At 59.8% G+C, this 23,337-nt stretch carries 31 protein-coding genes; 1 reads left to right on the top strand and 30 read right to left on the bottom strand.

Annotation, left to right across the window (positions count from 1 at the left end; genetic code table 11):
• From nuoK to ACXAC3_RS09390, 29 genes are all read right to left on the bottom strand, one after another.
• On the bottom strand, positions 1-306 hold the full coding sequence (nuoK, locus tag ACXAC3_RS09530) for an NADH-quinone oxidoreductase subunit NuoK (protein ID WP_005984024.1): 306 nt from the start codon (positions 304-306) through the stop codon (positions 1-3).
• Positions 303-779, bottom strand: coding sequence for a hypothetical protein (locus ACXAC3_RS09525; protein WP_475159173.1), 477 nt, complete (start codon positions 777-779; stop codon positions 303-305). The genes nuoK and ACXAC3_RS09525 overlap by 4 nt, the downstream gene beginning before the upstream one ends.
• Before the next feature lie 59 nt (positions 780-838).
• Positions 839-1,441: an NADH-quinone oxidoreductase subunit J gene (locus ACXAC3_RS09520; RefSeq protein ID WP_039534292.1), complete on the bottom strand. Its 603-nt coding sequence runs from the start codon at positions 1,439-1,441 to the stop codon at positions 839-841.
• The gene (locus ACXAC3_RS09515; RefSeq protein WP_475159167.1) at positions 1,438-1,848 is read right to left on the bottom strand and encodes a carboxymuconolactone decarboxylase family protein; all 411 of its coding nucleotides are present in this window, start codon (positions 1,846-1,848) and stop codon (positions 1,438-1,440) included. The genes ACXAC3_RS09520 and ACXAC3_RS09515 overlap by 4 nt, the downstream gene beginning before the upstream one ends.
• Entirely contained in the window at positions 1,845-2,339 is a 495-nt protein-coding gene (gene nuoI / locus ACXAC3_RS09510) for an NADH-quinone oxidoreductase subunit NuoI (RefSeq protein WP_039524264.1), read from the bottom strand. The genes ACXAC3_RS09515 and nuoI overlap by 4 nt, the downstream gene beginning before the upstream one ends.
• 2 nt (positions 2,340-2,341) lie before the next feature.
• Complete coding sequence (gene nuoH, locus ACXAC3_RS09505; protein ID WP_475159162.1) at positions 2,342-3,379, bottom strand: NADH-quinone oxidoreductase subunit NuoH; 1,038 nt, start codon at positions 3,377-3,379, stop codon at positions 2,342-2,344.
• Positions 3,372-3,590 (bottom strand): hypothetical protein, encoded by a 219-nt coding sequence (locus ACXAC3_RS09500; protein WP_475159160.1) that lies wholly within the window; start codon positions 3,588-3,590, stop codon positions 3,372-3,374. Before ACXAC3_RS09500 ends, nuoH begins: the two co-directional genes overlap by 8 nt.
• On the bottom strand, positions 3,587-5,608 hold the full coding sequence (nuoG, locus tag ACXAC3_RS09495; protein WP_475159158.1) for an NADH-quinone oxidoreductase subunit NuoG: 2,022 nt from the start codon (positions 5,606-5,608) through the stop codon (positions 3,587-3,589). Before nuoG ends, ACXAC3_RS09500 begins: the two co-directional genes overlap by 4 nt.
• 7 nt (positions 5,609-5,615) lie before the next feature.
• Entirely contained in the window at positions 5,616-6,062 is a 447-nt protein-coding gene (locus ACXAC3_RS09490) for a DUF5333 family protein (RefSeq protein ID WP_475159156.1), read from the bottom strand.
• A gap of 3 nt (positions 6,063-6,065) precedes the next feature.
• Positions 6,066-6,470, bottom strand: a complete 405-nt coding sequence (locus ACXAC3_RS09485; RefSeq protein ID WP_475159154.1) for a DUF5333 domain-containing protein — start codon at positions 6,468-6,470, stop codon at positions 6,066-6,068.
• Between the two features lie 98 nt (positions 6,471-6,568).
• Positions 6,569-6,964: a hypothetical protein gene (locus ACXAC3_RS09480; protein ID WP_475159152.1), complete on the bottom strand. Its 396-nt coding sequence runs from the start codon at positions 6,962-6,964 to the stop codon at positions 6,569-6,571.
• On the bottom strand, positions 6,964-7,380 hold the full coding sequence (locus ACXAC3_RS09475) for an MAPEG family protein (RefSeq protein WP_475159148.1): 417 nt from the start codon (positions 7,378-7,380) through the stop codon (positions 6,964-6,966). Before ACXAC3_RS09475 ends, ACXAC3_RS09480 begins: the two co-directional genes overlap by 1 nt.
• 5 nt (positions 7,381-7,385) lie before the next feature.
• On the bottom strand, positions 7,386-8,684 hold the full coding sequence (gene nuoF / locus ACXAC3_RS09470; protein ID WP_475159147.1) for an NADH-quinone oxidoreductase subunit NuoF: 1,299 nt from the start codon (positions 8,682-8,684) through the stop codon (positions 7,386-7,388).
• A 12-nt stretch (positions 8,685-8,696) separates the two neighbouring features.
• On the bottom strand, positions 8,697-8,915 hold the full coding sequence (locus tag ACXAC3_RS09465; protein ID WP_475163396.1) for a DUF5337 domain-containing protein: 219 nt from the start codon (positions 8,913-8,915) through the stop codon (positions 8,697-8,699).
• Positions 8,916-8,946: 31 nt separating this feature from the next.
• Positions 8,947-10,065: an NADH-quinone oxidoreductase subunit NuoE gene (nuoE, locus tag ACXAC3_RS09460; protein WP_475159143.1), complete on the bottom strand. Its 1,119-nt coding sequence runs from the start codon at positions 10,063-10,065 to the stop codon at positions 8,947-8,949.
• Positions 10,065-10,433, bottom strand: a complete 369-nt coding sequence (locus tag ACXAC3_RS09455; RefSeq protein WP_475159140.1) for a hypothetical protein — start codon at positions 10,431-10,433, stop codon at positions 10,065-10,067. Before ACXAC3_RS09455 ends, nuoE begins: the two co-directional genes overlap by 1 nt.
• Positions 10,430-11,653 carry an NADH-quinone oxidoreductase subunit D gene (locus ACXAC3_RS09450; RefSeq protein ID WP_475159138.1) on the bottom strand — a complete coding sequence of 408 codons (1,224 nt, stop codon included), beginning with the start codon at positions 11,651-11,653 and terminating at the stop codon, positions 10,430-10,432. Before ACXAC3_RS09450 ends, ACXAC3_RS09455 begins: the two co-directional genes overlap by 4 nt.
• Complete coding sequence (locus ACXAC3_RS09445) at positions 11,653-11,778, bottom strand: hypothetical protein (RefSeq protein ID WP_475159136.1); 126 nt, start codon at positions 11,776-11,778, stop codon at positions 11,653-11,655. Before ACXAC3_RS09445 ends, ACXAC3_RS09450 begins: the two co-directional genes overlap by 1 nt.
• Before the next feature lies 1 nt (position 11,779).
• Positions 11,780-11,956 (bottom strand): hypothetical protein, encoded by a 177-nt coding sequence (locus ACXAC3_RS09440; RefSeq protein ID WP_475159133.1) that lies wholly within the window; start codon positions 11,954-11,956, stop codon positions 11,780-11,782.
• A gap of 2 nt (positions 11,957-11,958) precedes the next feature.
• Complete coding sequence (locus tag ACXAC3_RS09435) at positions 11,959-12,561, bottom strand: NADH-quinone oxidoreductase subunit C (RefSeq protein WP_475159130.1); 603 nt, start codon at positions 12,559-12,561, stop codon at positions 11,959-11,961.
• A gap of 11 nt (positions 12,562-12,572) precedes the next feature.
• Positions 12,573-13,106, bottom strand: a complete 534-nt coding sequence (locus ACXAC3_RS09430) for a NuoB/complex I 20 kDa subunit family protein (protein WP_037307875.1) — start codon at positions 13,104-13,106, stop codon at positions 12,573-12,575.
• Positions 13,097-13,462, bottom strand: coding sequence for an NADH-quinone oxidoreductase subunit A (locus tag ACXAC3_RS09425; protein ID WP_209504455.1), 366 nt, complete (start codon positions 13,460-13,462; stop codon positions 13,097-13,099). The genes ACXAC3_RS09430 and ACXAC3_RS09425 overlap by 10 nt, the downstream gene beginning before the upstream one ends.
• Before the next feature lie 188 nt (positions 13,463-13,650).
• Positions 13,651-14,439, bottom strand: a complete 789-nt coding sequence (locus tag ACXAC3_RS09420) for a crotonase/enoyl-CoA hydratase family protein (protein ID WP_475159127.1) — start codon at positions 14,437-14,439, stop codon at positions 13,651-13,653.
• 9 nt (positions 14,440-14,448) lie between these two features.
• Positions 14,449-15,303, bottom strand: coding sequence for a hydroxymethylglutaryl-CoA lyase (locus ACXAC3_RS09415; RefSeq protein WP_475159124.1), 855 nt, complete (start codon positions 15,301-15,303; stop codon positions 14,449-14,451).
• Between the two features lie 66 nt (positions 15,304-15,369).
• Positions 15,370-17,298 (bottom strand): acetyl/propionyl/methylcrotonyl-CoA carboxylase subunit alpha, encoded by a 1,929-nt coding sequence (locus ACXAC3_RS09410; protein ID WP_475159120.1) that lies wholly within the window; start codon positions 17,296-17,298, stop codon positions 15,370-15,372.
• Between the two features lie 3 nt (positions 17,299-17,301).
• Positions 17,302-17,727, bottom strand: a complete 426-nt coding sequence (locus ACXAC3_RS09405; RefSeq protein ID WP_475159118.1) for an ASCH domain-containing protein — start codon at positions 17,725-17,727, stop codon at positions 17,302-17,304.
• Positions 17,727-19,331, bottom strand: a complete 1,605-nt coding sequence (locus ACXAC3_RS09400; RefSeq protein ID WP_475159115.1) for a carboxyl transferase domain-containing protein — start codon at positions 19,329-19,331, stop codon at positions 17,727-17,729. Before ACXAC3_RS09400 ends, ACXAC3_RS09405 begins: the two co-directional genes overlap by 1 nt.
• Entirely contained in the window at positions 19,328-19,804 is a 477-nt protein-coding gene (locus ACXAC3_RS09395) for a hypothetical protein (RefSeq protein ID WP_475159113.1), read from the bottom strand. The genes ACXAC3_RS09400 and ACXAC3_RS09395 overlap by 4 nt, the downstream gene beginning before the upstream one ends.
• The gene (locus tag ACXAC3_RS09390) at positions 19,801-21,327 is read right to left on the bottom strand and encodes an AMP-binding protein (protein WP_475159111.1); all 1,527 of its coding nucleotides are present in this window, start codon (positions 21,325-21,327) and stop codon (positions 19,801-19,803) included. The genes ACXAC3_RS09395 and ACXAC3_RS09390 overlap by 4 nt, the downstream gene beginning before the upstream one ends.
• Before the next feature lie 136 nt (positions 21,328-21,463).
• Here ACXAC3_RS09390 and ACXAC3_RS09385 point away from each other — a divergent pair, with 136 nt between their 5' ends.
• A complete protein-coding gene (locus tag ACXAC3_RS09385; RefSeq protein ID WP_475159108.1) occupies positions 21,464-22,069 on the top strand; it encodes an OmpW/AlkL family protein in 606 nt (201 codons plus the stop codon).
• A gap of 47 nt (positions 22,070-22,116) precedes the next feature.
• Here ACXAC3_RS09385 and ACXAC3_RS09380 read toward each other — a convergent pair whose 3' ends face one another.
• On the bottom strand, positions 22,117-23,280 hold the full coding sequence (locus ACXAC3_RS09380; protein ID WP_475159104.1) for an isovaleryl-CoA dehydrogenase: 1,164 nt from the start codon (positions 23,278-23,280) through the stop codon (positions 22,117-22,119).
• Between the last annotated feature and the right edge of the window lie 57 nt (positions 23,281-23,337).

Raw genomic sequence — 23,337 nt, 5'->3', positions numbered from 1 at the left:
TTACCCCTTCATCATGTTGACATCTTCAACCGCGATAGTGCCGCGGTTGCGGAAGAAACAGACCAGAATGGCCAGACCTATCGCCGCCTCGGCCGCCGCAACGGTCAGGACGAACAGCGTAAACACCTGCCCGACCAGATCGCCGAGGAAACTGGAAAACGCCACAAGGTTGATATTCACTGCCAGCAGCATCAACTCGATGCTCATCAGCAGGATGATGACGTTCTTGCGGTTCAGGAAGAGACCGAAGATGCCGATGACGAACAGCGTCGCCGCGACCGTAAGATAGTGTTCAAGTCCGATCATAGCTTCGCTCCTGGCAAGTCGGGGTAGTAGAGTTTGCAGCCGTTGAATGGATCGTATCTGTTGCGGCGTTTCATATTCGCAACATGTCTTTCTACATTCAGGTTAATTCTGTAGTCGTTCTCGTAGGCAATTGAGATAAGTTCTTCCACAGAAGTGATTTTTCTCACATCTATAACCCCAATCGGGACTTGAATTAAGTCAATGAGATCGTCGCCCCATCCGGCAGGTTGATCCGGGTTTTCAGCGCCCACGACTTCTACAACATTGGCTTGACGGCAATCGGCAAAGAGGAGGAATTCGCGTAGGCCGCAAGGGTGATCTGACGTGATCCTTTGCGCTATGCGTCCATCGCCCAAATTTACAATCTTACCGCCAAACAGCTGACTAAAGGCCTCATCTTCCGCGTGCTTGAAACTACCATCCGAAGCAACAGAGATTGGTTCGTCTCGCCAAGTTGGGTCGACTTCTGCCATACATGCCATCGCGTTCGTCGCCAAAAGCATGAATGCCAGCGTTATGAGCAAGCTCCGTATCACAACCCCTGCCCCGGTTTCACGTCCTTCAACTCCATCGCCTTGGCCGGGTCGCGCATCATCTGGCCGATGATGTCCTGACGTTTTATGTCCTGGCGGTGGCGCAGGGTCAGCACGATGGCGCCGATCATGGCGACCAGCAGGATCAGGCCCGCCAGCTGGAACAGAAGGAAGTATTGATCATAAAGGATGACGCCGAGCGCCTCGGTGTTGTGGCGGTCTGCTGGAACCGGCTGGGCCAGATTGGCCGCCGCGCCTTGTGCGCTGTCCCATGCGCCGAAGGCCATGACGAACTGCATCAGGATGACCAGACCGATCAGCAAAGCCAGCGGCATATAGCGCGCCATCTCGGCCTTGAGCTCGGCAAAGTCCACGTCCAGCATCATCACCACGAACAGGAACAGTACCGCGACCGCGCCCACATAGACGATGATCAGCAGCATCGCCACGAACTCGGCCCCCAGCAGCACGAACAGCCCCGCCGCGGACAGGAAGGACAGGATCAGCCACAGCACCGAGTGCACCGGCTGGCGGCTGATCACCGTGAACAGCCCGCCGGTGATGGCGCTGATGGCAAACAGATAGAAGGCAAAGACGGTCATTGATCCTCATCCTCGTTGTCGCCCATGACCTCTTGCGCCAGATCCAGCGCGCGGGTCATGGCCGGGATGCCGGCAAAGACCGACATCTGACCGATCGTTTCCACGATCTCTTGATTCTTTGCACCCGCTTCCAAAGCATGGCGCACGGTCTGGCGCACCGCCGCATCCGCCTGCGCGCCCTGACAGGTCAGCCCCGCCAGTGTCAGCAGCAGGCGAGTTTTGGCATCCAGCCCGTCTTTGTTGACGGTGTTGCCGAACATCATCTCCATGACCTCTTTCGGCATGGTCGGCCACAACGCCTCGAACCCTTTGGGCGAGAAATTCTCCATAGCCGGGTTCATCGCCTTGGCCATTTCCTGAGCCTGCTTCATCATCAGCTCGAACGGATTTGTCGGGCTGTCGTTCATCGGTATGGCGCGTCCATTTCCAGATTGCGGGCAATCTCGGCTTCCCAGCGTTCACCGTTATCCAGCAGTTTTTCCTTGTCGTAGAACAGCTCTTCCCGGGTTTCCGTTGCAAATTCGAAGTTCGGGCCTTCGACGATGGCATCGACCGGGCACGCCTCCTGGCAGAAACCGCAATAGATGCATTTCGTCATGTCGATGTCATAGCGTGTGGTGCGGCGGCTGCCGTCTTCGCGCGGTTCGGCGTCGATGGTGATGGCCTGGGCCGGACAGATCGCCTCGCACAGTTTGCAGGCGATGCAGCGTTCTTCGCCATTCGGATAGCGGCGCAGCGCGTGCTCACCACGGAACCGGGGACTGAGTGGACCCTTTTCGTGCGGGTAGTTCACGGTGGCTTTAGGGGCAAAGAAATACTTCAGCCCCAGTTTCATGCCGACCCAGAAGTCTTGCAAAAGGAAGTATTTGGCGGCGCGGGTGTAGTCGATTTGGGTCATAATCAGCCTCCTACGCTCCAACGGGCGAATGCGCCCCAGAACCAGTCGAATTTCGCCGCGAAGGCCACGAACACCACCCAGGCCAGCGAGAATGGCAGGAACACCTTCCAGCCCAGCCGCATCAGTTGGTCATAGCGGTAGCGGGGTGTGATGGCCTTGACCATCGCAAAGATGAAGAAGAAGAACGCCATCTTGGCGACCATCCACAGCACGCCGTCCGGCAGGCCCGGGATCGGCGACAGCCAGCCGCCGAAGAACAGCAGCGACGTCAGCGCGCACATCAGGAAGATGGCAATGTATTCGCCGGCCATGAACAGCAGGAACGGCGTAGCCGAGTATTCGACCTGATAGCCCGCGACCAGTTCTGATTCCGCCTCTGGCAGGTCAAACGGCGGGCGGTTGGTCTCGGCCAGCGCCGAGATGAAGAACAGGAAGACCATCGGGAAATGCGGCAGCCAGTACCAGCTGAAGAACCCGAACCGGCCATCCTGCGCGTGCACGATGTCGCCGAAATTCATCGAGCCGGTCGAGATGATCACACCGATGATGATCAGGCCGATGGACACTTCGTAAGAAATCATCTGAGCCGCTGAGCGCAGCGAGCCAAGGAACGGGTACTTTGAGTTCGACGCCCAACCGCCCATAATCACGCCATAAACCTCAAGCGAGGAGACGGCAAAAACATAAAGGATCGCAACGTTGATATCCGACAGCACCCAGCCGTCGTTGAACGGGATGACCGCCCAGGCAATCATCGCCAGCACGAAGGAGGTCAGCGGCGCAAGGATGAACACGGTACGGTCGGCCCCGGCGGGTATGACCACTTCTTTAACCACATATTTCAGCGCATCCGCCACCGATTGCAGCAGGCCATAGACGCCCACCACATTGGGGCCACGGCGCATCTGGACGGCGGCCCAGATCTTGCGGTCGCCATAAACAAGGAACAACAGCGAGATCATCACAAAGGCAACAACGGCAAGCACTTGCGCCAGAATGATGATGGCTATTCCGCCTGGGGTGTTAAAGAATTCAGCCATTGGTCCTCACACCGTGGGTATTCCGTTTTCCGCGCGTGATTCTCAGGCCAGATGCCTGCGCCACGAGCGGCTGGGTCGGCGCGTTGGTGTAAACAGCATCCGCCGCCATTGCGCCACCCTTTTTCTTCAGTTCCACACGCAATTCAGCCGCGGTCTTCTGCCGCCCGGCACTGTGCGGGCCGATCTGCGATATGAAACCGGTCTGGTTCATTCCGCCGCAATCTTCCCGGAATTGCGGGCCTGCGCCTGCGCCGACAGCTCAGCCATCAGTTGCGAGGCGCGGGCTATCGGATTGGTCAGGTAGAAATCCTTGACCGCATTGCGGAACGTGGCCTTGCCAAGCGCGGCGGCGTCCAGCGCCTGAACCTCGTTCCCGATCACCTCGTCGATGCGGGCCAGATGCGGTACCGCCTCGACCAGCGCGGTGCGCAGCTGCGCCAGCGAGTCATAGGGCAACGTCGCGCCCAGCTCGGCAGACAGGGCACGCAGGATCGCCCAGTTCTCTTTTGCCTCACCCGGCGCAAAGCCCGCGCGCATCGCCAGTTGCGGACGACCTTCGGTATTCACGAACAGACCGTTTTCCTCGGTATACGCGGCGCCCGGCAGGATCACGTCAGCACGATGCGCGCCCCTGTCGCCATGGCTGCCCTGATAGATGACAAAGGCACCCTCGCCGATTTCCACTTCGTCCGCGCCGAGGTTATAGATCACGTCCGCAGCGCTTATCGCGTCCATACCGCCGTCGTTGGTGGCACCTACATCCATCGCGCCAACGCGTGAGGCCGCCGTGTGCAGAACGATCAGACCACTTTCAGTATTCGCAGCGATGGTCTGTGCGGCGGCCAGAACGGCGGCGCCGTCAGCCTCTTGCAAAGCACCCTGCCCGACGATGACCAGCGAGGCTTTGCCCCTGATTTCATCATCCCCGCCCATGTCGACCACATTTTGCAAGGCTGCGCGGTCATCACCAACATGAGTGTATTCATAGGTCAGATCGACCGCCGGACCAACCAGAGCCACATTGGCCCCATGCGCCCATGCTTTTCGAATTCTCGCGTTCAAAACCGGAGCTTCATCGCGCGGGTTGGTGCCGATCAGCAGGATACGCTCGGCACTGTCGATATCCTCGATGGCTGCGGTCCCGGCGTAGGCACCCCGGTTGCCCGCAGGCAGTTTGGCACCATCGGTGCGGCATTCAACAACACCGCCCTGCCCTTCGATCATCTGTTTCAGTGCAAACGTGGCTTCAACCGAAGCCAGATCACCGACAATCCCCGCCGGTTTCTCGGCGCCTTTCAGCGCCTCAGCAGCCTTGCTCAGCGCCTCGGCCCAGGTGGCCGGGCGCAGCTTGCCGTTTTCGCGCACATAGGGCTTGTCCAGACGCTGACGGCGCAGACCATCCCAGACAAAGCGGGTCTTGTCGCTGATCCATTCCTCGTTCACGCCGTCATGGTTGCGCGGCAGAAAGCGCATGACTTCACGCCCCTTGGTGTCCACGCGAATATTGGAACCCAGGGCGTCCATCACATCGATGCTCTCGGTCTTGGTCAGTTCCCAAGGCCGTGCGGTAAAGGCATAGGGTTTCGAGGTCAGCGCCCCAACCGGGCACAGGTCGATGATGTTGCCCTGCATGTTCGAATCCAGCGTCTGGTTCAGATACGAGGTGATCTCGGCATCCTCACCTCGCCCGGTCTGGCCCATCTGGGTAATCCCGGCGACTTCGGTGGTAAAACGCACACAGCGGGTGCAGCTGATGCAACGGGTCATCGCGGTGCCAACAAGCGGCCCCAGATCCAGATCATCGACCGCGCGCTTGGCTTCCTTGAAGCGCGTGCCCGACATGCCATAAGCCATCGCCTGATCCTGAAGATCGCATTCGCCGCCCTGATCGCAGATCGGGCAATCCAGCGGATGGTTGATCAGCAGGAACTCCATCACCCCTTCACGGGCCTTCTTGACCATGGGCGAATTCGTCTTGACCACCGGAGGCTGACCTTCCGGACCCGGGCGCAGATCTCGCACCTGCATCGCGCAAGAGGCCGCCGGTTTCGGCGGACCACCTACAACCTCAACCAGACACATCCGGCAGTTCCCGGCAATCGACAGACGTTCGTGATAGCAGAAACGCGGCACCTCGACCCCGGCTTGCTCACAAGCCTGAATCAGGGTCATCGCACCGTCGACTTCGATTTCCTGCCCGTCGATATTTACTTTGCGGAGGTCAGACATGGTTACGTTAGCCTTTCAGGAATGCGCCGATAGCAGTACCGTTGGCGATCTCGCGTTTTCCGGCGGCACACATGGTACTTGGTTCGCCGATGACTATTCCGATTTCCTGGACATAGCGGATTGCGTCATCTTGGATACGCTTACGTGGCGCATTTTTGGTGAAGTATTCAAAGTCGCTTTTTTGGTACCCTTGGGCTTCCAATTTGTCGGAAAGCGACTTCATGCTTTTGAACACCTGACTTCGGTTCAGAGATATGGATGGGCAACCTGCAGCGATTTGCTCGGCCATCCCGTTGGCAAACGCCAACTTATACAATTCAGGCGGAATTTCCTTGCGGAATTCGGCGCGAGACACTGCATCATCCGTTGCGGCAGTGGTTGTTGTTTCACACGCAGCCAAACCCAGCGGCAAAGCCAATGCCAGAATTCCCGCCTTCATTGCCTTGAGTCCCATCCGTCAATTCGCCCTCAAATACACGCCAATGGCGCTGTTTCTTTCTATTTCCTTCTGCCCCAGCGAGCAGAAGGAATTGGGGTTTTCGTATGTGACGCCGTTCTGGGCCAGATAAGCCTCGCCCTTGGCACGCATCCGGTCCTTTTCGGCGTCCGAGTCCACGTAGGCCCGGATTTCTTTGTCCGTATACCCCAGTTTGTTCGCCTTCGACCGCAGCCCCCACATCACACCGATCGCCTTCATCCGGCGCCCGCTGATCGACGGGCAGAATTCCGAAATCTCGTTTGCGATGGCGATGTAATAGAGCTCGTTGTCGATCTCCTTGACATCGCGCAAGGGCGGTTTGGCCTCGGCAATCGCAGGGACGGTCAGCACCGACAGCAAGGCAAGCGTTTTCATACCAGACATGACAATTCCTTTCGTCTTGGGAAACCCAAGACGAGCGATGGCCGGGTTGCTATGCAATAACACCGCCCGCGTCATGGTGTGATATGCGATAAACCGCTTCATGGCCGCTGGCAGGTTCCCGCAAAAGTCAGTTGGTCGTCGCTGATGCGAAGGCTCTGAGGTTCCGTATCCGGCCCGACCTGCCATTCAATTCTGGACGAGCCGAAATTCGCGATGCAAAATTTGATCCCTTCGTAACGCCCGGCCTCGCGCGCACCGTCCAGTGACGACGACACACCGTTGACGACAACGGTAAAGTCCGCCGGCGAAACTTTCTTATCAACCGGTTTCGCCTTGGCCCGAAAAGACTTGCCGTCAAAGAGAATCCGATCGTCGGACGGCGTCACAATCCCGCATGCCGAAACAACCGACAGGGCGACCAGGGCGCTGAGCAGTCCCGTGCGTTTTCTGGTTGGACTGACTTGCGCCAGCCGTTGAGTGCCACGCATTGCCATCAAAACGCCGCCACCAACGCCATCAGGCCCACAACCATCATGCAGGCCCAGCCAATAACATAGAGAACCGAGCGCACACCACTGTGCGGCTTTCCGACGCCGCGGATATGCACGAACAGCATCGCCAGCCGCGATACCAGCGCGACCGAGGCCAACAGGTTCACCCAGAACGGGCTGACCCCCATCAGAATGGCCGCGACCGTAACGGCGATGAAGGCCGGCAAAGTCTCGGTTGCGTTCAGATAGGCGCGGTTCAGCCGATAGGCTTTGTCCGAATAGTCCTGCTCCGGTGTCGCTCCGGGTGCCAGACCCTTGCCCTGTTTGGCCAGGGCCGTGAACGGGGACATGAACAGGACGATCAGGGTGAATGTCACAACCGAAGCGACCGCGTGGCCATATTCTGCAAAAACATCCATGAGATTTACTCCGCTGCCATCGCACCCATACGACCCGACTTCTGAGCCTTGATGCGGTCTTCGATTTCTTCACGGAAGTTGCGGATCAGGCCCTGAATAGGCCAGGCCGCCGCGTCGCCAAGGGCGCAGATCGTGTGACCTTCAACCTGCTTGGTGACATCAAACAGCATGTCGATCTCTTCCAGTTCAGCCTCACCACGCACCAGACGGTCCATCACGCGCATCATCCAGCCGGTGCCTTCGCGGCACGGCGTACATTGGCCGCAACTTTCGTGCTTGTAGAATTTGGACAGACGCCAGATTGCCTTGATGATATCGGTGGATTTGTCCATCACGATCACCGCTGCGGTTCCAAGGCCCGAGCCCAGGTCGTTGCGCAAATGGTCGAAATCCATAATCGCATCGCGCATATTCTCACCGCGCACACAAGGAACCGACGACCCGCCGGGGATCACCGCCAACAGATTGTCCCAGCCGCCGCGAATGCCGCCGCAATGGGTCTCGATCAGCTGTTCGAACGGGATCGACATCGCCTCTTCGACGACGCAGGGGTTGTTCACATGGCCCGAGATCGCAAACAGCTTGGTGCCGGCGTTGTTCTGACGGCCAAAGCCCGCGAACCAATCCGCGCCACGGCGCAGGATCGTCGGTACAACGGCAATGGATTCCACGTTATTCACCGTGGTCGGGCAGCCATACAGCCCCGCACCCGCAGGGAACGGAGGTTTCATCCGCGGCATGCCCTTCTTGCCCTCAAGGCTTTCGATCAGGGCGGTTTCCTCACCGCAGATATAGGCCCCGGCCCCGTGATGCAGGAACAGGTCGAAATCCCAGCCTGAACCCGCAGCATTCTTACCCAGAAGACCCGCGTCATAGGCTTCGTCAATCGCCGCCTGCAACGCCTCACGCTCGCGGATATATTCGCCACGCAGGTAAATGTAGCAGGTATGCGCATTCATCGCGAATGAGGCGATCAGGCAGCCTTCGATCAGAGTATGCGGATCGTGGCGCATGATCTCGCGGTCCTTGCAGGTGCCGGGCTCGGATTCGTCCGCGTTCACCACCAGATAGGCCGGACGACCGTCGCTTTCCTTGGGCATGAACGACCATTTCAAGCCAGTGGGGAAGCCCGCACCGCCACGACCACGCAGACCCAAGTCCTTCATCGTCTGGATGATCCAGTCGCGGCCCTTTTCGATCAGGCCAGCGGTGCCGTCCCAATGCCCGCGGGCCTGCGCGCCTTTCAGCGTGCGCTCATGCATCCCGTAGATGTTGGTAAAGATCCTGTCCTGATCCTTCAGCATCGCGTGTTACCTTCAGCTGTCCTGACGCATGCGCCAGAGTTGAAAAATGTTGACGCCCGCATAAATGAATCCCGCCAGAGCGGCGAAATCAAAAAGCAGCGCGTAACGGCCCGGCAGCCCCAGCTGCGGACCGATTACGGACATGGCAAGCCACAGCAGCATCGTCACGGCAATGACGATGCCGATATGACGGCCCTTGCGGGCGATGGCCTGTTCCTTGTCCTTATCCATCTCATTCCGATGCCCGGAAGGGGCACCCGTCTCAGTCCTCATAAGTGCCTTCGTCTTTGGCACGTTTTGCAAACTCGGTCTCTTCACCAGCCGCCAGCTTGGCCGCCTGTTCGATCCAGCCATCGCGCTCGATCCGGCCCTTGAACTTCAGCCGCGCGTCAACCCACGCCACATGCCCGGATGTCCACCTGGCGATCTGGTCATAGTGGTAGAAACCCAGATCATTCAGGGTCTCTTCCAGTTTAGGCCCAACACCTTTCAGCAACTTGAGGTCATCCGGCTTGCCGTCGCGCGGTTCGGTCAACGTGTCAGGCTGGTCTTCCTTTACCTCTTCCGGCTCAATTTTGGCCTTTGCCTCCTCGGCCTGCTTCACGGCAGGCTTCGGGGTTGCCGGGGCTTTGGGTGGTTTCGGCGCAGCCTTGGTTGCAGCCGCCTTGCCATCCTTGCCCAGCCAGGGGGTCAGGATCGGCACCTCGGTCCCGTCGATGCGCTTGACCGTGTCGCCAAGGTCGGTCGCCAGTTCGACGCTGGCATTGTATTGCGGCTTGCCTGTCTCATACTCGTTCAGGCTGGTCAGACCGCTCAGCGGTTCCGCAGCGTACCGCCCGTTTTGCGGCCCCGGGGCCGGCACCTTGCCCGCAGCCAGATCGTCGATGATCCTGCCAAAGCTCTCAGCGGTCAGGTCTTCGTAGTAGTCCTTGCCGATCTGCGCCATGGGCGCGTTGGTGCAAGAGCCGAGGCATTCCACCTCTTCCCAGCTCAGCTTGCCATCGGCGGAAAGCTCATGCGGCTTGGCAGCGATCTTTTCCTTGCAGACCGCGATCAGATCCTCAGCCCCGCAGATCATGCACGAGGTCGTACCGCAAACCTGAATATGCGCCACCGAGCCGACCGGTTGCAGCTGGAACATAAAGTAGAACGAAGCCACCTCAAGCACGCGGATATAGGCCATGCCCAGCATATCGGCTACGGATTCAATCGCCGGACGGCTCAGCCACCCCTCCTGCTCCTGCGCGCGCCACAGCAGCGGGATCACCGCACTGGCCTGACGCCCCTCCGGGTATTTGGTGACCTGCGCCTCGGCCCATTGCTGGTTGGCAGCTGTGAAGGCGAAACTATCGGGTTGTTCGGGGTGGAGGCGGCGAAGCATCAGGCAGCTCCTTCAGTCACTTTGGCCAAAGCGGCGGCTGCGAATGCAATCACCGACAAAACGCCAGCAGTCATGTGTTTCGATATATTTTGCCGCGCAAGGTGATAAATTCGAGCGTCGACGAAGGCCATCACTGCGCAAGCAGCAAAGAACACAAGCACAACGTTGAGATCCTTGTAGATGGCCGCAAAAACCCCGATCAGCGCAAAAGCAAAATAGCGATCCGCCATCACGTGCGGCAATTCTTCCTTATGATGACCGGTTTTCTCAAGCCCAAGTGCGGGGTTCGTCCAGAAAACGACTCCCAACAACAACAGGAACGCGCCGCCAATTCCGGCGAATATCAGGGCGAGGAGTGTGAAACTCACCGATCGATCTCCCCAAACACAACGTCCATCGTCCCGATGATCGCAGCAACATCCGCCAGTTGGTGCCCACCGGCAACGTGGTCCATGGCTTGCAGGTGCAGGAAGCCCGGCGCGCGCAGTTTGGCGCGGTAGGGTTTGTTGGTCCCGTCAGCGACCAGATAGACGCCGAACTCGCCCTTGGGCGCCTCAACAGCGGCGTAAACCTCGCCCGCGGGGACGTGGAAACCTTCGGTGTAGAGCTTGAAGTGATGGATCAGGCTCTCCATCGACGTCTTCATGTCCGACCGTTTCGGCGGGGTGATCTTGCCGCGGGCCAGAACGTCACCGGGGCAGTCGCGGATTTTGGCGATGGCCTGCTGGATAATCGACAGCGACTGGCGCATCTCTTCCATGCGGACGAGGTAGCGGTCATAGCAGTCGCCGTTCTTGCCGACGGGGATCTGGAATTCGAACTCGTCATAGCATTCATAGGGCTGCGCGCGGCGCAGGTCCCATGCCAGGCCCGATCCGCGCACCATCACGCCCGAGAAGCCGTATTTCTGAATGTCATCCTCGGTCACCACGCCAATATCGGCGTTGCGCTGTTTGAAGATGCGGTTTTCTGTCAGCAGACCGTCGATATCATCGAGAACGGCGGGGAATTCGTGGCTCCACGCCTCGATATCGTCCAGCAGTTCCGGCGGCAGGTCCTGATGCACACCACCGGGACGGAAATAGGCCGCGTGCAGGCGTGCACCACAAGCGCGTTCATAGAACACCATCAGCTTTTCGCGCTCTTCAAACCCCCACAGCGGCGGGGTCAGCGCGCCTACGTCCATCGCCTGCGTGGTCACGTTCAGAAGGTGGTTCAGGATGCGCCCGATCTCGGAATACAGAACGCGGATCAGCGACCCGCGACGCGGCACCTCGACCCCGGTCAGCTTCTCGATGGCGAGACACCAGGCATGTTCCTGATTCATCGGCGCCACGTAATCCAGACGGTCAAAATACGGCAGGTTCTGCAGGTAGGTCCGGCTTTCCATCAGCTTTTCGGTGCCACGGTGCAGCAGGCCGATATGCGGGTCGCAGCGTTCGACAATCTCGCCGTCCAGCTCAAGAACAAGACGCAGAACCCCGTGCGCCGCAGGGTGTTGCGGGCCGAAGTTAATGTTGAAGTTGCGGATCTTCTGTTCTCCGCTCAGCGCGTCCGTGCTGCCGTCATCATATCTTGAGCCGTCCATCAACGCCCCCGTTTCTTCTTTTTCGCTTCGGCCCGGACCCGGACCTTTTCCGCCTCGGCCGCCTTTGCCGCGGCCCCTGCCAGCAGCACCCCGAGCGCGCCCAAAACGATCAGTTCGCCCATCATGTCAGCGACGCTCCATCTCTTGCAGCTTCATGGCCATCATCCACAGCAGCACAATGACAACCGGGGATACGATGCACGCATATGCCCAGTTCTTGTTGATACCGAAATGCGGCAGCAGCTTGAGCATCGGAATGATCGTAGCAACGACCAGAGCAACCCAGATCAGGAACTCAAACATGATTACGACTCCTGTTTTTCATCCCCCGGCAGAATGTAATTCGCACCTTCCCATGGGGACATGAAATCGAATTGACGGTATTCCTGCACCAGCGAGACGGGTTCGTAGACCACGCGCTTTTGCGCCTCGTCATAGCGCACTTCGGTATAGCCGGTGGTTGGGAAATCCTTGCGCAGCGGATAGCCGCGGAACCCATAGTCGGTCAGGATGCGCCGCAGGTCCGGGTGGCCCGAAAACAGGATGCCGAACATGTCGAACACTTCACGCTCGAACCAGTTGGCCGAGGGATGAATGTCGACAAGGGACGGTACCATATCCTCTTCCCGGATCGAAACCCGCAGGCGGATGCGCTGGTTCTGGTACATCGACAGGAAGTGATAGACCACGTCGAACCGCTTGGCCCGTTCGGGATAGTCGACGCCGGTGATGTCCACCAGGGTCGAAAACTTGCAGCTCTGGTCTGTCTTCAGGAAATCAACAAATTCCACCAGATTGGACGGCGCCACATCCACGTTCAGCTCTCCATGGGTCACATCCCAGGACAGAACGCAATCGGCCCTTTTCAGTTCCAGCTGTGCGCCAAGTTCGTTGAGTGCGTCGCTCATCAGCTCTCTCCTCAGCGCACGATGGTGCCGGTGCGGCGGATTTTGCGTTGCAACTGCATCAGACCATAGAGCAGCGCCTCGGCGGTCGGCGGGCAGCCGGGGACGTAGATGTCCACCGGAACGATACGGTCACAGCCGCGCACGACGGAATAGGAATAGTGATAGTAGCCGCCGCCATTGGCGCAGGAGCCCATCGAGATCACATAGCGCGGCTCGGGCATCTGGTCATAGACCTTGCGCAGTGCCGGGGCCATCTTGTTGGTCAGCGTACCAGCAACGATCATCACGTCGGACTGGCGCGGGGACGCACGCGGGGCAATGCCAAACCGTTCCGCGTCGTATCGCGGCATCGAAGTGTGCATCATCTCGACCGCGCAGCAAGCCAGACCGAATGTCATCCAGTGCAACGATCCGGTGCGCGCCCAGTTGATGATGTCCTCGGTCGAGGTCAGCAGGAAACCCTTGTCCTGCAACTCGGCATTCAGGGCCTGGGTGGCGACTTCCTTGTCGACGCCGGCGGTGTTTGCACCCGTCATCACTCCCATTCCAGAGCCCCCTTCTTCCATTCATAGGCAAAGCCGATGGTCAGCACTGCCAGGAACACCATCATGGACCAGAACCCGACATCGCTGATGTCGCGGAATCCCACGGCCCAGGGGAACAGGAACGCGATTTCGAGGTCGAAGATGATGAAGAGAATCGAGACCAGATAGAATCGGACGTCGAATTTCATCCGCGCATCATCGAAAGCGTTGAAACCACATTCATATGCGCTGACCTTTTCGGGGTCGGGATTGCGGACGGCCAGAACCACGGCTGCCAGAATCAGGACGATTCCAAGGCCTACGGCAACGGCCAGAAACACCAGGATCGGGAGGTACTCCCGCAACAGGTCTTCCACGAATAGCTCCTTTCCTGCGCAATCCCCGAAAAGGGCGCGCCGTCAATTGGCGTGTTGACTGGACATTCTCTATCCGCGCGGGGTCAGAGGGTCAACCGAACACAATCGCGCAGCGACCTAATATTCCGCTTGCAAACCCTTCTGGCAGAAGCATTCAAACCAAAAGGTTGAGGCTAGGAAGACAAAGGCTAAACCTGAGTTTTCCATGCAGGTTTTCTTTTTTCGAAGAAGGCGCTGATTCCTTCGCTTGCCTCACTGGTTTCCCACCTGTCCACGAGGGCCCGGATGGTCTCATCAATCACGGCATCGTCGATGCGCGGCCCCAGAGTGCGCACCAGGTCCTTGGCCGAGGCGACCGCGCCCGGCGCACAGGACAGATAGGGCAGAATTTCGGCCTCAACCGCGTCTTCAAGATCGTGGACAGAGACGATTTTGGCCAGCAGCCCCAGTTCAACCGCCTCGGCCGCGTCGAACAACCGGGCCGACATAAACACCCGCCGCGCCCGCGCCTCGCCCATGCGGGCCACGACATAGGGGCCGATCGTGGCGGGGATCAGACCCAGCCGGGTTTCCGTCAGGCCCATCTTCACGCTGTCCACGGCAATCGCCACATCGCAGACCGAGGCCAGCCCGACGCCACCGCCAAAAGCGTTACCTTGCAACGCCCCGATCAGAGGTTTCGGCAGCGTGTTCAGGGCCTGCAACATTTCGGCCAGCTTGCGCGCCTCGGCAAAACGCGTGTCGGGGTCAGCGGCCATCTGGTCCTGCATCCAGCCCAGATCGCCGCCTGCACAGAAACTCTTGCCCGCACCGGTCAGCACAACGACCCGCACCGCATCATCTGCCGCCAGTTGATCCGCCGCCTGTGTCAGTTCTGAAATCATCAGCGCCGACATGGCGTTGTGCTTTTCGGCGCGGTTCAGTGTCAAAGTCGCGACACCGCGTTGATCCTTGGTCACCGAGATCGTTTCGAACATGTCTTCTTCCTATTCGGAGCGCATGGCGCGCGCCATCTGCGCGGCTTCTTCCACAACGGTCAGATCAACCCCGGTTTCGTATCCAAGCCGCTCAAGATGCGCCACGACGGTTTCGGTGGCGACGTTCCCCGCTGCGCCCGGCGCATAGGGGCATCCGCCCAGCCCGCCGACCGCCGCATCAAACGTCCGCACGCCCAGCGCCAGTGCCGCGTCTATGTTGTCGATAGCCCGCCCGTTCGTATCGTGGAAATGCCCGGCAAGCCTTGTGATGGGAACCCGGTCCCGGACCGCCAGCAGCATATGGGCGATCTTGTCAGGTGTACCCTGCCCGATCGTATCCCCCAGAGAGACCTCATAGCAGCCCAGCGCGAACAACTGATCCGCAACCTCGGCAACCTTTTCGGGCGGCGTTGCACCGTCGTAAGGGCAATCGGTGACGCAGGACACGTATCCGCGCACCGGAAGGTCAATATGGCGCGCCGCCTCAAGGATCGGGGTGAACCGTTCGATGGATTCGGCAATCGTCGCATTGATATTGGCTTTGGAGAACCCTTCCGACGCCGATGCAAACACTGCTATTTCATTCGCCTTGGCGGCCAGAGCGTCCTCATATCCGCGCATGTTCGGTGTCAGCGCGGCATAGCGCACGCCTTCGGACCGGGTAATGCCGGCCAGAACCTCGGCGCTTCCGGCCATCTGCGGCACCCATTTGGGCGAGACGAAACTGGCGACCTCTATCCGGTTGAACCCGGCCCGGCTGAGGCAATCCACCAGGGCCACTTTTTCCGATACCGGGATCTCACGCGGTTCGTTCTGCAACCCGTCGCGCGGCCCGACCTCAAAAATCTCAACCTGTTCACCCATGGTTGTGCCCTTCGCTGTTAGACCATTCCCGACCGACTGTGCCACGTTGCGCGTGAACGGGACAGATCATTCCTCCTCCAGCCGGACCAGAGCGGCCCCGGCCTCAACCTGAGACCCCGCATCCGCCAGTACTTCGGCGACCACGCCATCACGTGCGGCCAACAGGGAATGCTCCATCTTCATCGCCTCAAGGATGGCCAGCCTGTCGCCTTCCTTCACGGCCTGCCCCACTTGCGCAAATACGGCTTTGACCAGGCCGGGCATCGGGGCCTCGATTACGTTGGTGTCACCCGCCGCGCTGGCATCCCGATCCAGCGGGTCGACGATATCAAACGCGTGGCCGTACCCTTCGAACACCGTCACACGGGTGCCCGTGACTGCGACCGGTGGCATCGGTTGCCCGCCGATCAGCCAGCGGTCGGCAGAGCGTTCGGCAATGATGGTTTCCCCCTTCACCTGCCACGTCTGACGGTTCGGACTTTCAACCTGAACGTCCAAATCAAGGATATCGCCATCCATCAGTTGAACCGCCTTGTGCAATGGTGCCCAAAGGTGGAATCCGGCCGCGTCGCCTGCGTCATCCAAACCAAGCGCAGCCATGGCCGCCGCAACGGCAATCGTTGCCGGAACCGGCCCGTCATCGATCAGGCCATCCAGATCCCGCCCGATCAACCCGGTATCCACGTCGCCAGCTACAAAGCCCTTATGGCGGGTCAACGCGCCCAGAAAGGCCAGGTTTGTGACGGTGCCGGCAACTTCGGTTTCCCGCAGCGCACGGTGCAGTTTTTCCAACGCGACCGACCGGGTGGACCCGTGAACGATGACCTTGGCGATCATCGGGTCATACCACGGGCTGATCGTATCGCCCGCGCGCACTCCGCTGTCGGCGCGGCAACCCGGCGGGAACTGCAGATAAGTCAGCGTGCCTGTCGCCGGAAGGAAACCCTTGGGCACATCCTCGGCATAAAGACGTGCCTCAAACGCGTGGCCCGAGATCGAGAGCTGGTCCTGCGACATCGGCAGGGCGTCGCCCGACGCGACGCGCAATTGCCATTCCACAAGGTCAACGCCCGTGATCGCCTCGGTCACCGGGTGTTCCACTTGCAGGCGCGTGTTCATCTCCATGAACCAGAACCGATCAGGGCGCAGCCCGTCCGAGGCATCGACGATGAACTCAACCGTACCTGCGCCCTTGTAACCGATGGCCTCGGCCGCTCTGACGCCGGCAAGCCCCATCGCTTCGCGCATCTCGGGTGTCATGCCGGGGGCCGGGGCTTCTTCGATCACTTTCTGATGTCGCCTTTGCAGCGAACAATCACGTTCGAACAGGTGTACCGCCTGCGTACCATCGCCAAATACCTGCACCTCGATATGGCGCGGCTTGGCGACAAATTTCTCAACCAGCACCGCGTCATTGCCAAAGGCGGTTCGCGCCTCGCCGCGGGCGCTGTCCAGCGCCGATGCGAAATCTTCGGGGCGCTCGACAAGCCGCATGCCTTTGCCGCCACCGCCGGCGACGGCCTTGATCAGAACAGGATATCCAATCGTATCCGCGGCCCCCGCCAGGTGTTCCGGATCCTGATTGTCACCGTGATAGCCGGGCACCACGGGCACGCCCGCCTTTTCCATCAGGACCTTGGCGGCGTCCTTGAGACCCATCTTGCGAATTGCATCCGCCGAAGGTCCGATGAACACCAGACCCGCCGCTTCGACCGCATCCACGAAATCGGGGTTTTCGGACAAAAAGCCATAGCCGGGATGGATCGCCTGCGCGCCGGTATCGCGCGCGGCCTGAATGATGACGTCCCCCTTCAGATAGCTCTCTGCCGGGGCCGCACCGCCGATATGCACCGCCTCATCCGCCATCTGAACGTGCTTGGCCGAGGCATCTGCATCGGAATAAACGGCCACACAGGACACGCCCATCTTCTGCGCCGTTTCCATGACACGGCAGGCAATCTCGCCCCGGTTGGCAATCAGGATTTTATTGAACATGGCTTACCTCTTACCCGCCAGATCTTCGACAAGGCGGAACCGTTCGCACAGCAATTCCATCTCGGGATCAAACCCGCCATTTCGTTCGAAATACCGGCGATGATCCTCTCGCCACCCCTCAAGCGTTTCATTCTCACCCTCGGCCAACGCGAAGTCTTCCGTCACATCGCAATAGCGGCAGGTCGAGACCTCAACCGTTTCGATCACCAAAGCCGGGCGATCATCCCATTCCAGCGCAATATCCCGCCGCCCCACGACCGGTACGTCGGCGCTGCCTTCTGGGTAGTCGCGCAAAGCACCACAAGTTGCCGTTTTCCGGCCTGATCGCACCAACGCCAGCAGCTCAGCACTGAGTTGAGCGCTGTCGCCAAATTTGAAGGTCTGCGCGCCCGGATAGCGGATTTTCAGTTGTTCCAGATCGGTCATCATCACATCCGGAACACGCCGAAACGTGTCTCCTCAATCGGGGCATTCAGGGCGGCGCTCAGTGACAGGGCCAGCACGTCACGACTTTTGCGCGGGTCGATGATGCCGTCATCCCAAAGGCGCGCGGATGCATAAAGCGGGTGTGACTGTTCCTCGAACATCTCCAGCGTCGGGCGTTTGAATTCGGCTTCCTCCTCGACCGACCAAGTGCCGCCTGCCCGTTCGATCCCGTCACGTTTGACCGTGGCCAGAACGCCTGCGGCCTGTTCACCGCCCATCACGGAGATCCGCGAGTTCGGCCAGGTCCACAGGAAACGCGGCTGATAGGCGCGGCCCGCCATGCCATAGTTTCCGGCCCCGAACGACCCGCCCACCAGCATTGTGATCTTGGGCACGTTCGTCGTGGCCACCGCCGTCACCATCTTGGCCCCGTGCCGCGCGATGCCCTCGTTTTCGTATTTGCGGCCCACCATGAAACCGGTGATGTTCTGCAGGAAAACCAACGGGATTTTGCGCTGCGAACACAGTTCGACGAAATGCGCGCCCTTCTGGGCGGCCTCGGAAAACAACACCCCGTTATTGGCGATGATCCCGACCGGGCAACCTTTGACATGGGCGAAGCCGGTCACCAGCGTCTCACCAAAACGCGGTTTGAACTCGTCGAAGCGCGAGCCATCGACCAACCGTGCTATCACCTCGCGGATGTCATAGGGCGTGCGCAGGTCGGCAGGGACGACACCCAGAATTTCCTCGGGGTCATAGGCCGGGTCCTCGGGACTGGCCCAATCCACCGTTTGCGGCTTGCGCAGGTTCAGGGACCCCACCGCACGCCGTGCCAGCGCCAGCGCGTGGGCGTCGTCTTCGGCCAGATAATCGGCGACACCAGACAGGCGGGTGTGGACGTCGCCGCCGCCCAGATCCTCGGCGCTTACCACCTCCCCCGTTGCGGCCTTGACCAGAGGCGGGCCGGCCAGAAAGATTGTGCCCTGTTCCCTGACAATGATCGTCACATCCGACATTGCAGGCACATAGGCCCCGCCCGCCGTGCACGAGCCCATCACCACCGCGATCTGCGGGATGCCCTTAGCGCTCATCCGCGCTTGGTTGTAGAAGATGCGGCCAAAGTGGTCGCGGTCGGGGAAGACCTCATCCTGATTGGGCAGGTTCGCGCCGCCGCTATCGACTAGATAGATACATGGGAGGTTGTTTTCCTCGGCAATCTCCTGCGCACGCAGGTGCTTTTTGACCGACATCGGGTAATAGGTGCCGCCCTTCACTGTGGCGTCGTTGCACACCACCATGACCTCACGCCCCTGCACCCGGCCAATGCCCGCGATCACCCCCGCCGCCGGGGCTGCATCGCCATACATCCCGTGCGCCGCCGTTGCCCCGATTTCGAGGAACGGAGACCCCGGATCCAACAGGTTCGCCACCCGTCGGCGTGGCAGCATCTTGCCGCGCGATTCATGCCGCGCGCGGGATTTCTCACCGCCGCCCATGCGGGCCGCTTCGGCAGCGGTAGAGATTTGCGCCAGCGCGTCGAGATGGGCCGCGCGGTTCGCCTTGAAGCCCTCGGAGGCGGGCATGGCTTTGGACGTGAGTTTCATTTGGCTACCTCGTCAGCAAGTCTTTGCAGGTGCCGCCAATTCACCCAGCTCCCTGCCTTCAAATACATTTCGCACCATGTATCTGGGGGAATTTCTTCGCTAGGAGATGCATCACAAACATCGAAAACGCTTTCGACCAATTGGAGGTACTGTCGCTCGTAGCTACGTGCCGCTCTGCCCGACTTTCCAATACTTTGGGGCACAGTTGATTTGATTTCTGCCGAAAGTGCATCGACATGCTCAGTAAGTCTGACAAGACATTGCACCCGTTCTTCGACGACACGGCCTATTGTGCAATAGTCGACGGCGATACTAATACAATTGGTATCCATGGTCATTCCATTGTTATGCTGGGTTAGTAGCGCGCAACCGTCGAACCACTCCAATACTTCGATCGGATTACCCGAGCTTTCTGCCCGCACCGTGCAAACGCCTGCCAAAATTAGAGAAAAGGCGAGCATAATGTGTTTCATTCACTGGACTCCCCCGCAGCTCGCGTCTTCAATTCCTTGCGGATCACCTTCCCTGTCACCGTCATCGGCAGTTCCTCAAGAAAGGTCACCTCGCGCGGATAGGAATACTGCGCCAGACGGTCCTTGACCCAATCCTGCAACTCTGCCCCCGAGGCTTCGGCCCCCGGTTTTAACACGACATAAGCCTTTACGATCTCGGTCCGCAGCGGGTCGGGCTTTCCGACCACGCCAACCGTTGCCACTGCCGGATGGGTCAGCAGGCAATCCTCGATCTCCGCCGGGCCAATGCGATAACCGGCCGAGGTGATCACGTCATCGTCGCGGCCCACAAAGCGCAGATAGTCGCCCTCCCACACGCCGCGGTCGCCGGTAATCAGCCAGTCGCCGCGGAATTTCTCGGAAGTCGCCTCGGGCCGGTTCCAATATTCCAACAGCATCGAGGCCGAGCCGCGCCGGATGGCCACATCGCCCTCTTCCTGCGTTGGGTTGCCGTGGTCATCAACTACCGCCACCGCATGCCCCGGCACCGGCTTACCAATACATCCGGGGCGAACGGGGAAGTCTTCAGCACAGGAAGAGACGACCATGTTGCATTCGGTCTGGCCGTAAAACTCGTTGATCGTCAGGCCAAACGCCTTCTCGCCCCACGCCAGCATTTCGGCCCCCAGAGGTTCACCGCCTGACGCGACCGAACGCAGATCGGGGATCGCCTGATCCGCCGCTTTCAGCATCCGCAGCGCCGTCGGTGGAAAAAAGACGTTCCGCACCCCGCCCCGCGTGATCACATCGGCGCAGGCTTCGGGCGTGAATTTCTCAAGCCGCGCCGCGACGACCGGGATACCCAGCGCCAGCCCCGGCATTAGCACGTCGAACAACCCGCCGATCCAGGCCCAGTCGGCGGGTGTCCAGAGACAGTCGCCATCCCGCAGATGGTTGTGGCTGATCGACACGCCCGGCAGGTGCCCGGTCAGAACCCGGTGTCCGTGCAACGCACCCTTGGGGCTGCCCGTCGTGCCCGAGGTGTAAATCAGTACCGCCGGGTCCTCGGAACCGGTATCCGCAAAGGGCAGCAATCCGTCATAGGGCGCAATTCGGTCCACCAGTAGAGGCCGGGCCAGATCACCCAGCAACGCGGCCCCTTCGGCATCCGTCAGGACAATTTGCGCCCCTGCATCCCCAACGCGAGAGGCCAGCGCGTCCCGTTTGAACAGCTTGAACAGAGGCACAGAAATCGCGCCGATCTTCCAGATCGCCAGATGTGCCGCCGCGCAGAAGGGCGACTGGCTGAGAAGAACCCCGACCCTGTCACCCGGGCTCACCCGTTTCAACAACGCCTGAGCGATGCCGTCTGTCAGGCGGTGCAGCTGACCAAAGCTGACGGGTCTGCACCCGCCGTCTGTCAGATCAAAGATCGCCGTCCGATCATCAGAATGCGACAGGCATTGACGCGCCATGTTGAGGCGATCCGGCACTGCCCAGTCCCCATTATTTTGCAATCCCGGTATGCGGTCAGCGGGATACATGGCTGAAATCCCTTATTTTTCTGCAAGTTCGCCCGAACGCACCGGTTCGCGAACTCACAGGAACTTGATGCAGATCAGGGTTAGCCGCAGGGGGTTTCGGCAGAACCCGGTCATCAACAAAACCGAAGGCCAAAAAATGACCAAAACACTCGCCGCTTTGACCCTTTCCACCGCGCTTGTTGCGCTTGCTGCGCCTGCCATTGCCCAGTCCCAGGGTGACTGGACCGTCGGTTTCGGTGTTGGCTACCTCGACCCGAAATCCGACAACGGTACGATGGCCGGCTTCGACGCCGAGGTGAGCTCGGACACACGTCCGATCTTCACTGCTGAATACTTTGTCCGGGACAACCTGGGCGTTGAGCTGCTGGCCGCGACCCCGTTCAGCCATGATGTCACCCTGGGTGGCAGCATTGATGCGGGCACCGTCAAACAATTGCCACCCACCCTGTCGCTGAACTATCACTTCCCGACCAACAGCGCCTGGAAGCCCTATGTCGGCGCAGGTATCAACTACACCATCTTCTTCGATGAAAGCTCGGCTCTGGGCGATCTGGAGCTGGACAATTCGGTCGGCGTCGCCCTGCAGGCCGGTCTGGATTACATGGTCACCGAAAAAGGCGCTGTGCGGCTGAACGTGCGCTGGTTCGACATCGACTCGGATGTCTCGCTGGACGGTACCGATATCGGCACCGCAGAAATCGACCCCTGGCTGGTCGGCGTATCCTACGTCCATCGCTTCTGATCCCATTCATAGAGCGCCCCGCCGACTTGCCAGGCGGGGCGTTGTTCTCAGAGCATTTCGTTCATCATTTCCCGCCCGATCAGCATCCGGCGGATTTCGCTGGTGCCAGCGCCGATTTCCATCAGCTTGGCGTCGCGGAAGATTCGGCTGACGGCCGAATCTGACAGGAACCCGGCCCCGCCCATCGCCTGTACTGCCTGATGCGCCTGTGTCATCGCCTGTTCCGATGCATAGAGACAGCAGGCCGCCGCGTCCTGGCGGGTCACATCCCCGCGGTCGCAGGCTTTTGCGACCTCATAGACATAGGCCCGTGCGGAATTCATTGCCGTGTACATGTCGGCAATCTTGCCCTGCATCAGTTGAAAGCTGCCGATGGGTTTGCCGAATTGTTTCCGATCGGCCAGATACGGCATGATTTCATCCAGACAGGCGGCCATGATCCCTGTCCCGATACCCGCCAGAACCACACGTTCGTAATCCAGCCCTGACATCAGGACGGCCACGCCCTTGCCCTCTTCGCCCAGAACGTTTTCGAACGGTACCTCGACGTCTTCGAAAATCAGCTCAGCCGTGTTCGATCCACGCATGCCCAGCTTGTCGAAATGGGGAGAAGTGGAGAAGCCCTTCATCTCTTTCTCGATCAGAAAGGCCGTAATCCCCTTTGAGCCCGCGTCCGGGTCTGTCTTGGCATAGACGACCAGAGTGTCCGCATCCGGACCGTTGGTGATCCAGTACTTGCTGCCGTTCAGCCGATAATGATCATTGCGCTTCTCCGCGCGCAGCTTCATCGACACCACGTCCGACCCTGCCGACGCCTCGGACATTGCCAGCGCACCGACATGGTCGCCTGAGATCAAGCGCGGCAGATACTTCGCCTTCTGCTCATCATTGCCATTCAGTTTGATCTGATTCACACACAGGTTCGAATGCGCACCGTAAGACAGCGAGACCGAGGCTGACGCCCGCGCCACTTCCTCGACCGCAACCGTGTGAGCCAGGTAAGACATCCCTGCCCCGCCATATTCCTCGGGCACCGTGATCCCAAGCATGCCCAACTCGCCCATCTCTTTCCAAAGCTCATTGGGAAAGGCGTTGGACTTGTCCACCTCTGCCGCCATGGGCTTGACCCGTTCCTGCGCCCAGCGATGCACGATTTCGCGCAATGCGTTCACGTCCTCGCCCAGATCAAATTGCATGTTCGCCATGAACATACGCGTTCTCCTCTTCCGCGTTAATGAACAAGTGTTCAATAACTGGATAACAGCAAA

This window comes from Ruegeria sp. ABV4_181 (genome assembly GCF_056158465.1).
This window is presented reverse-complemented; position numbering and strand designations above follow the sequence as displayed.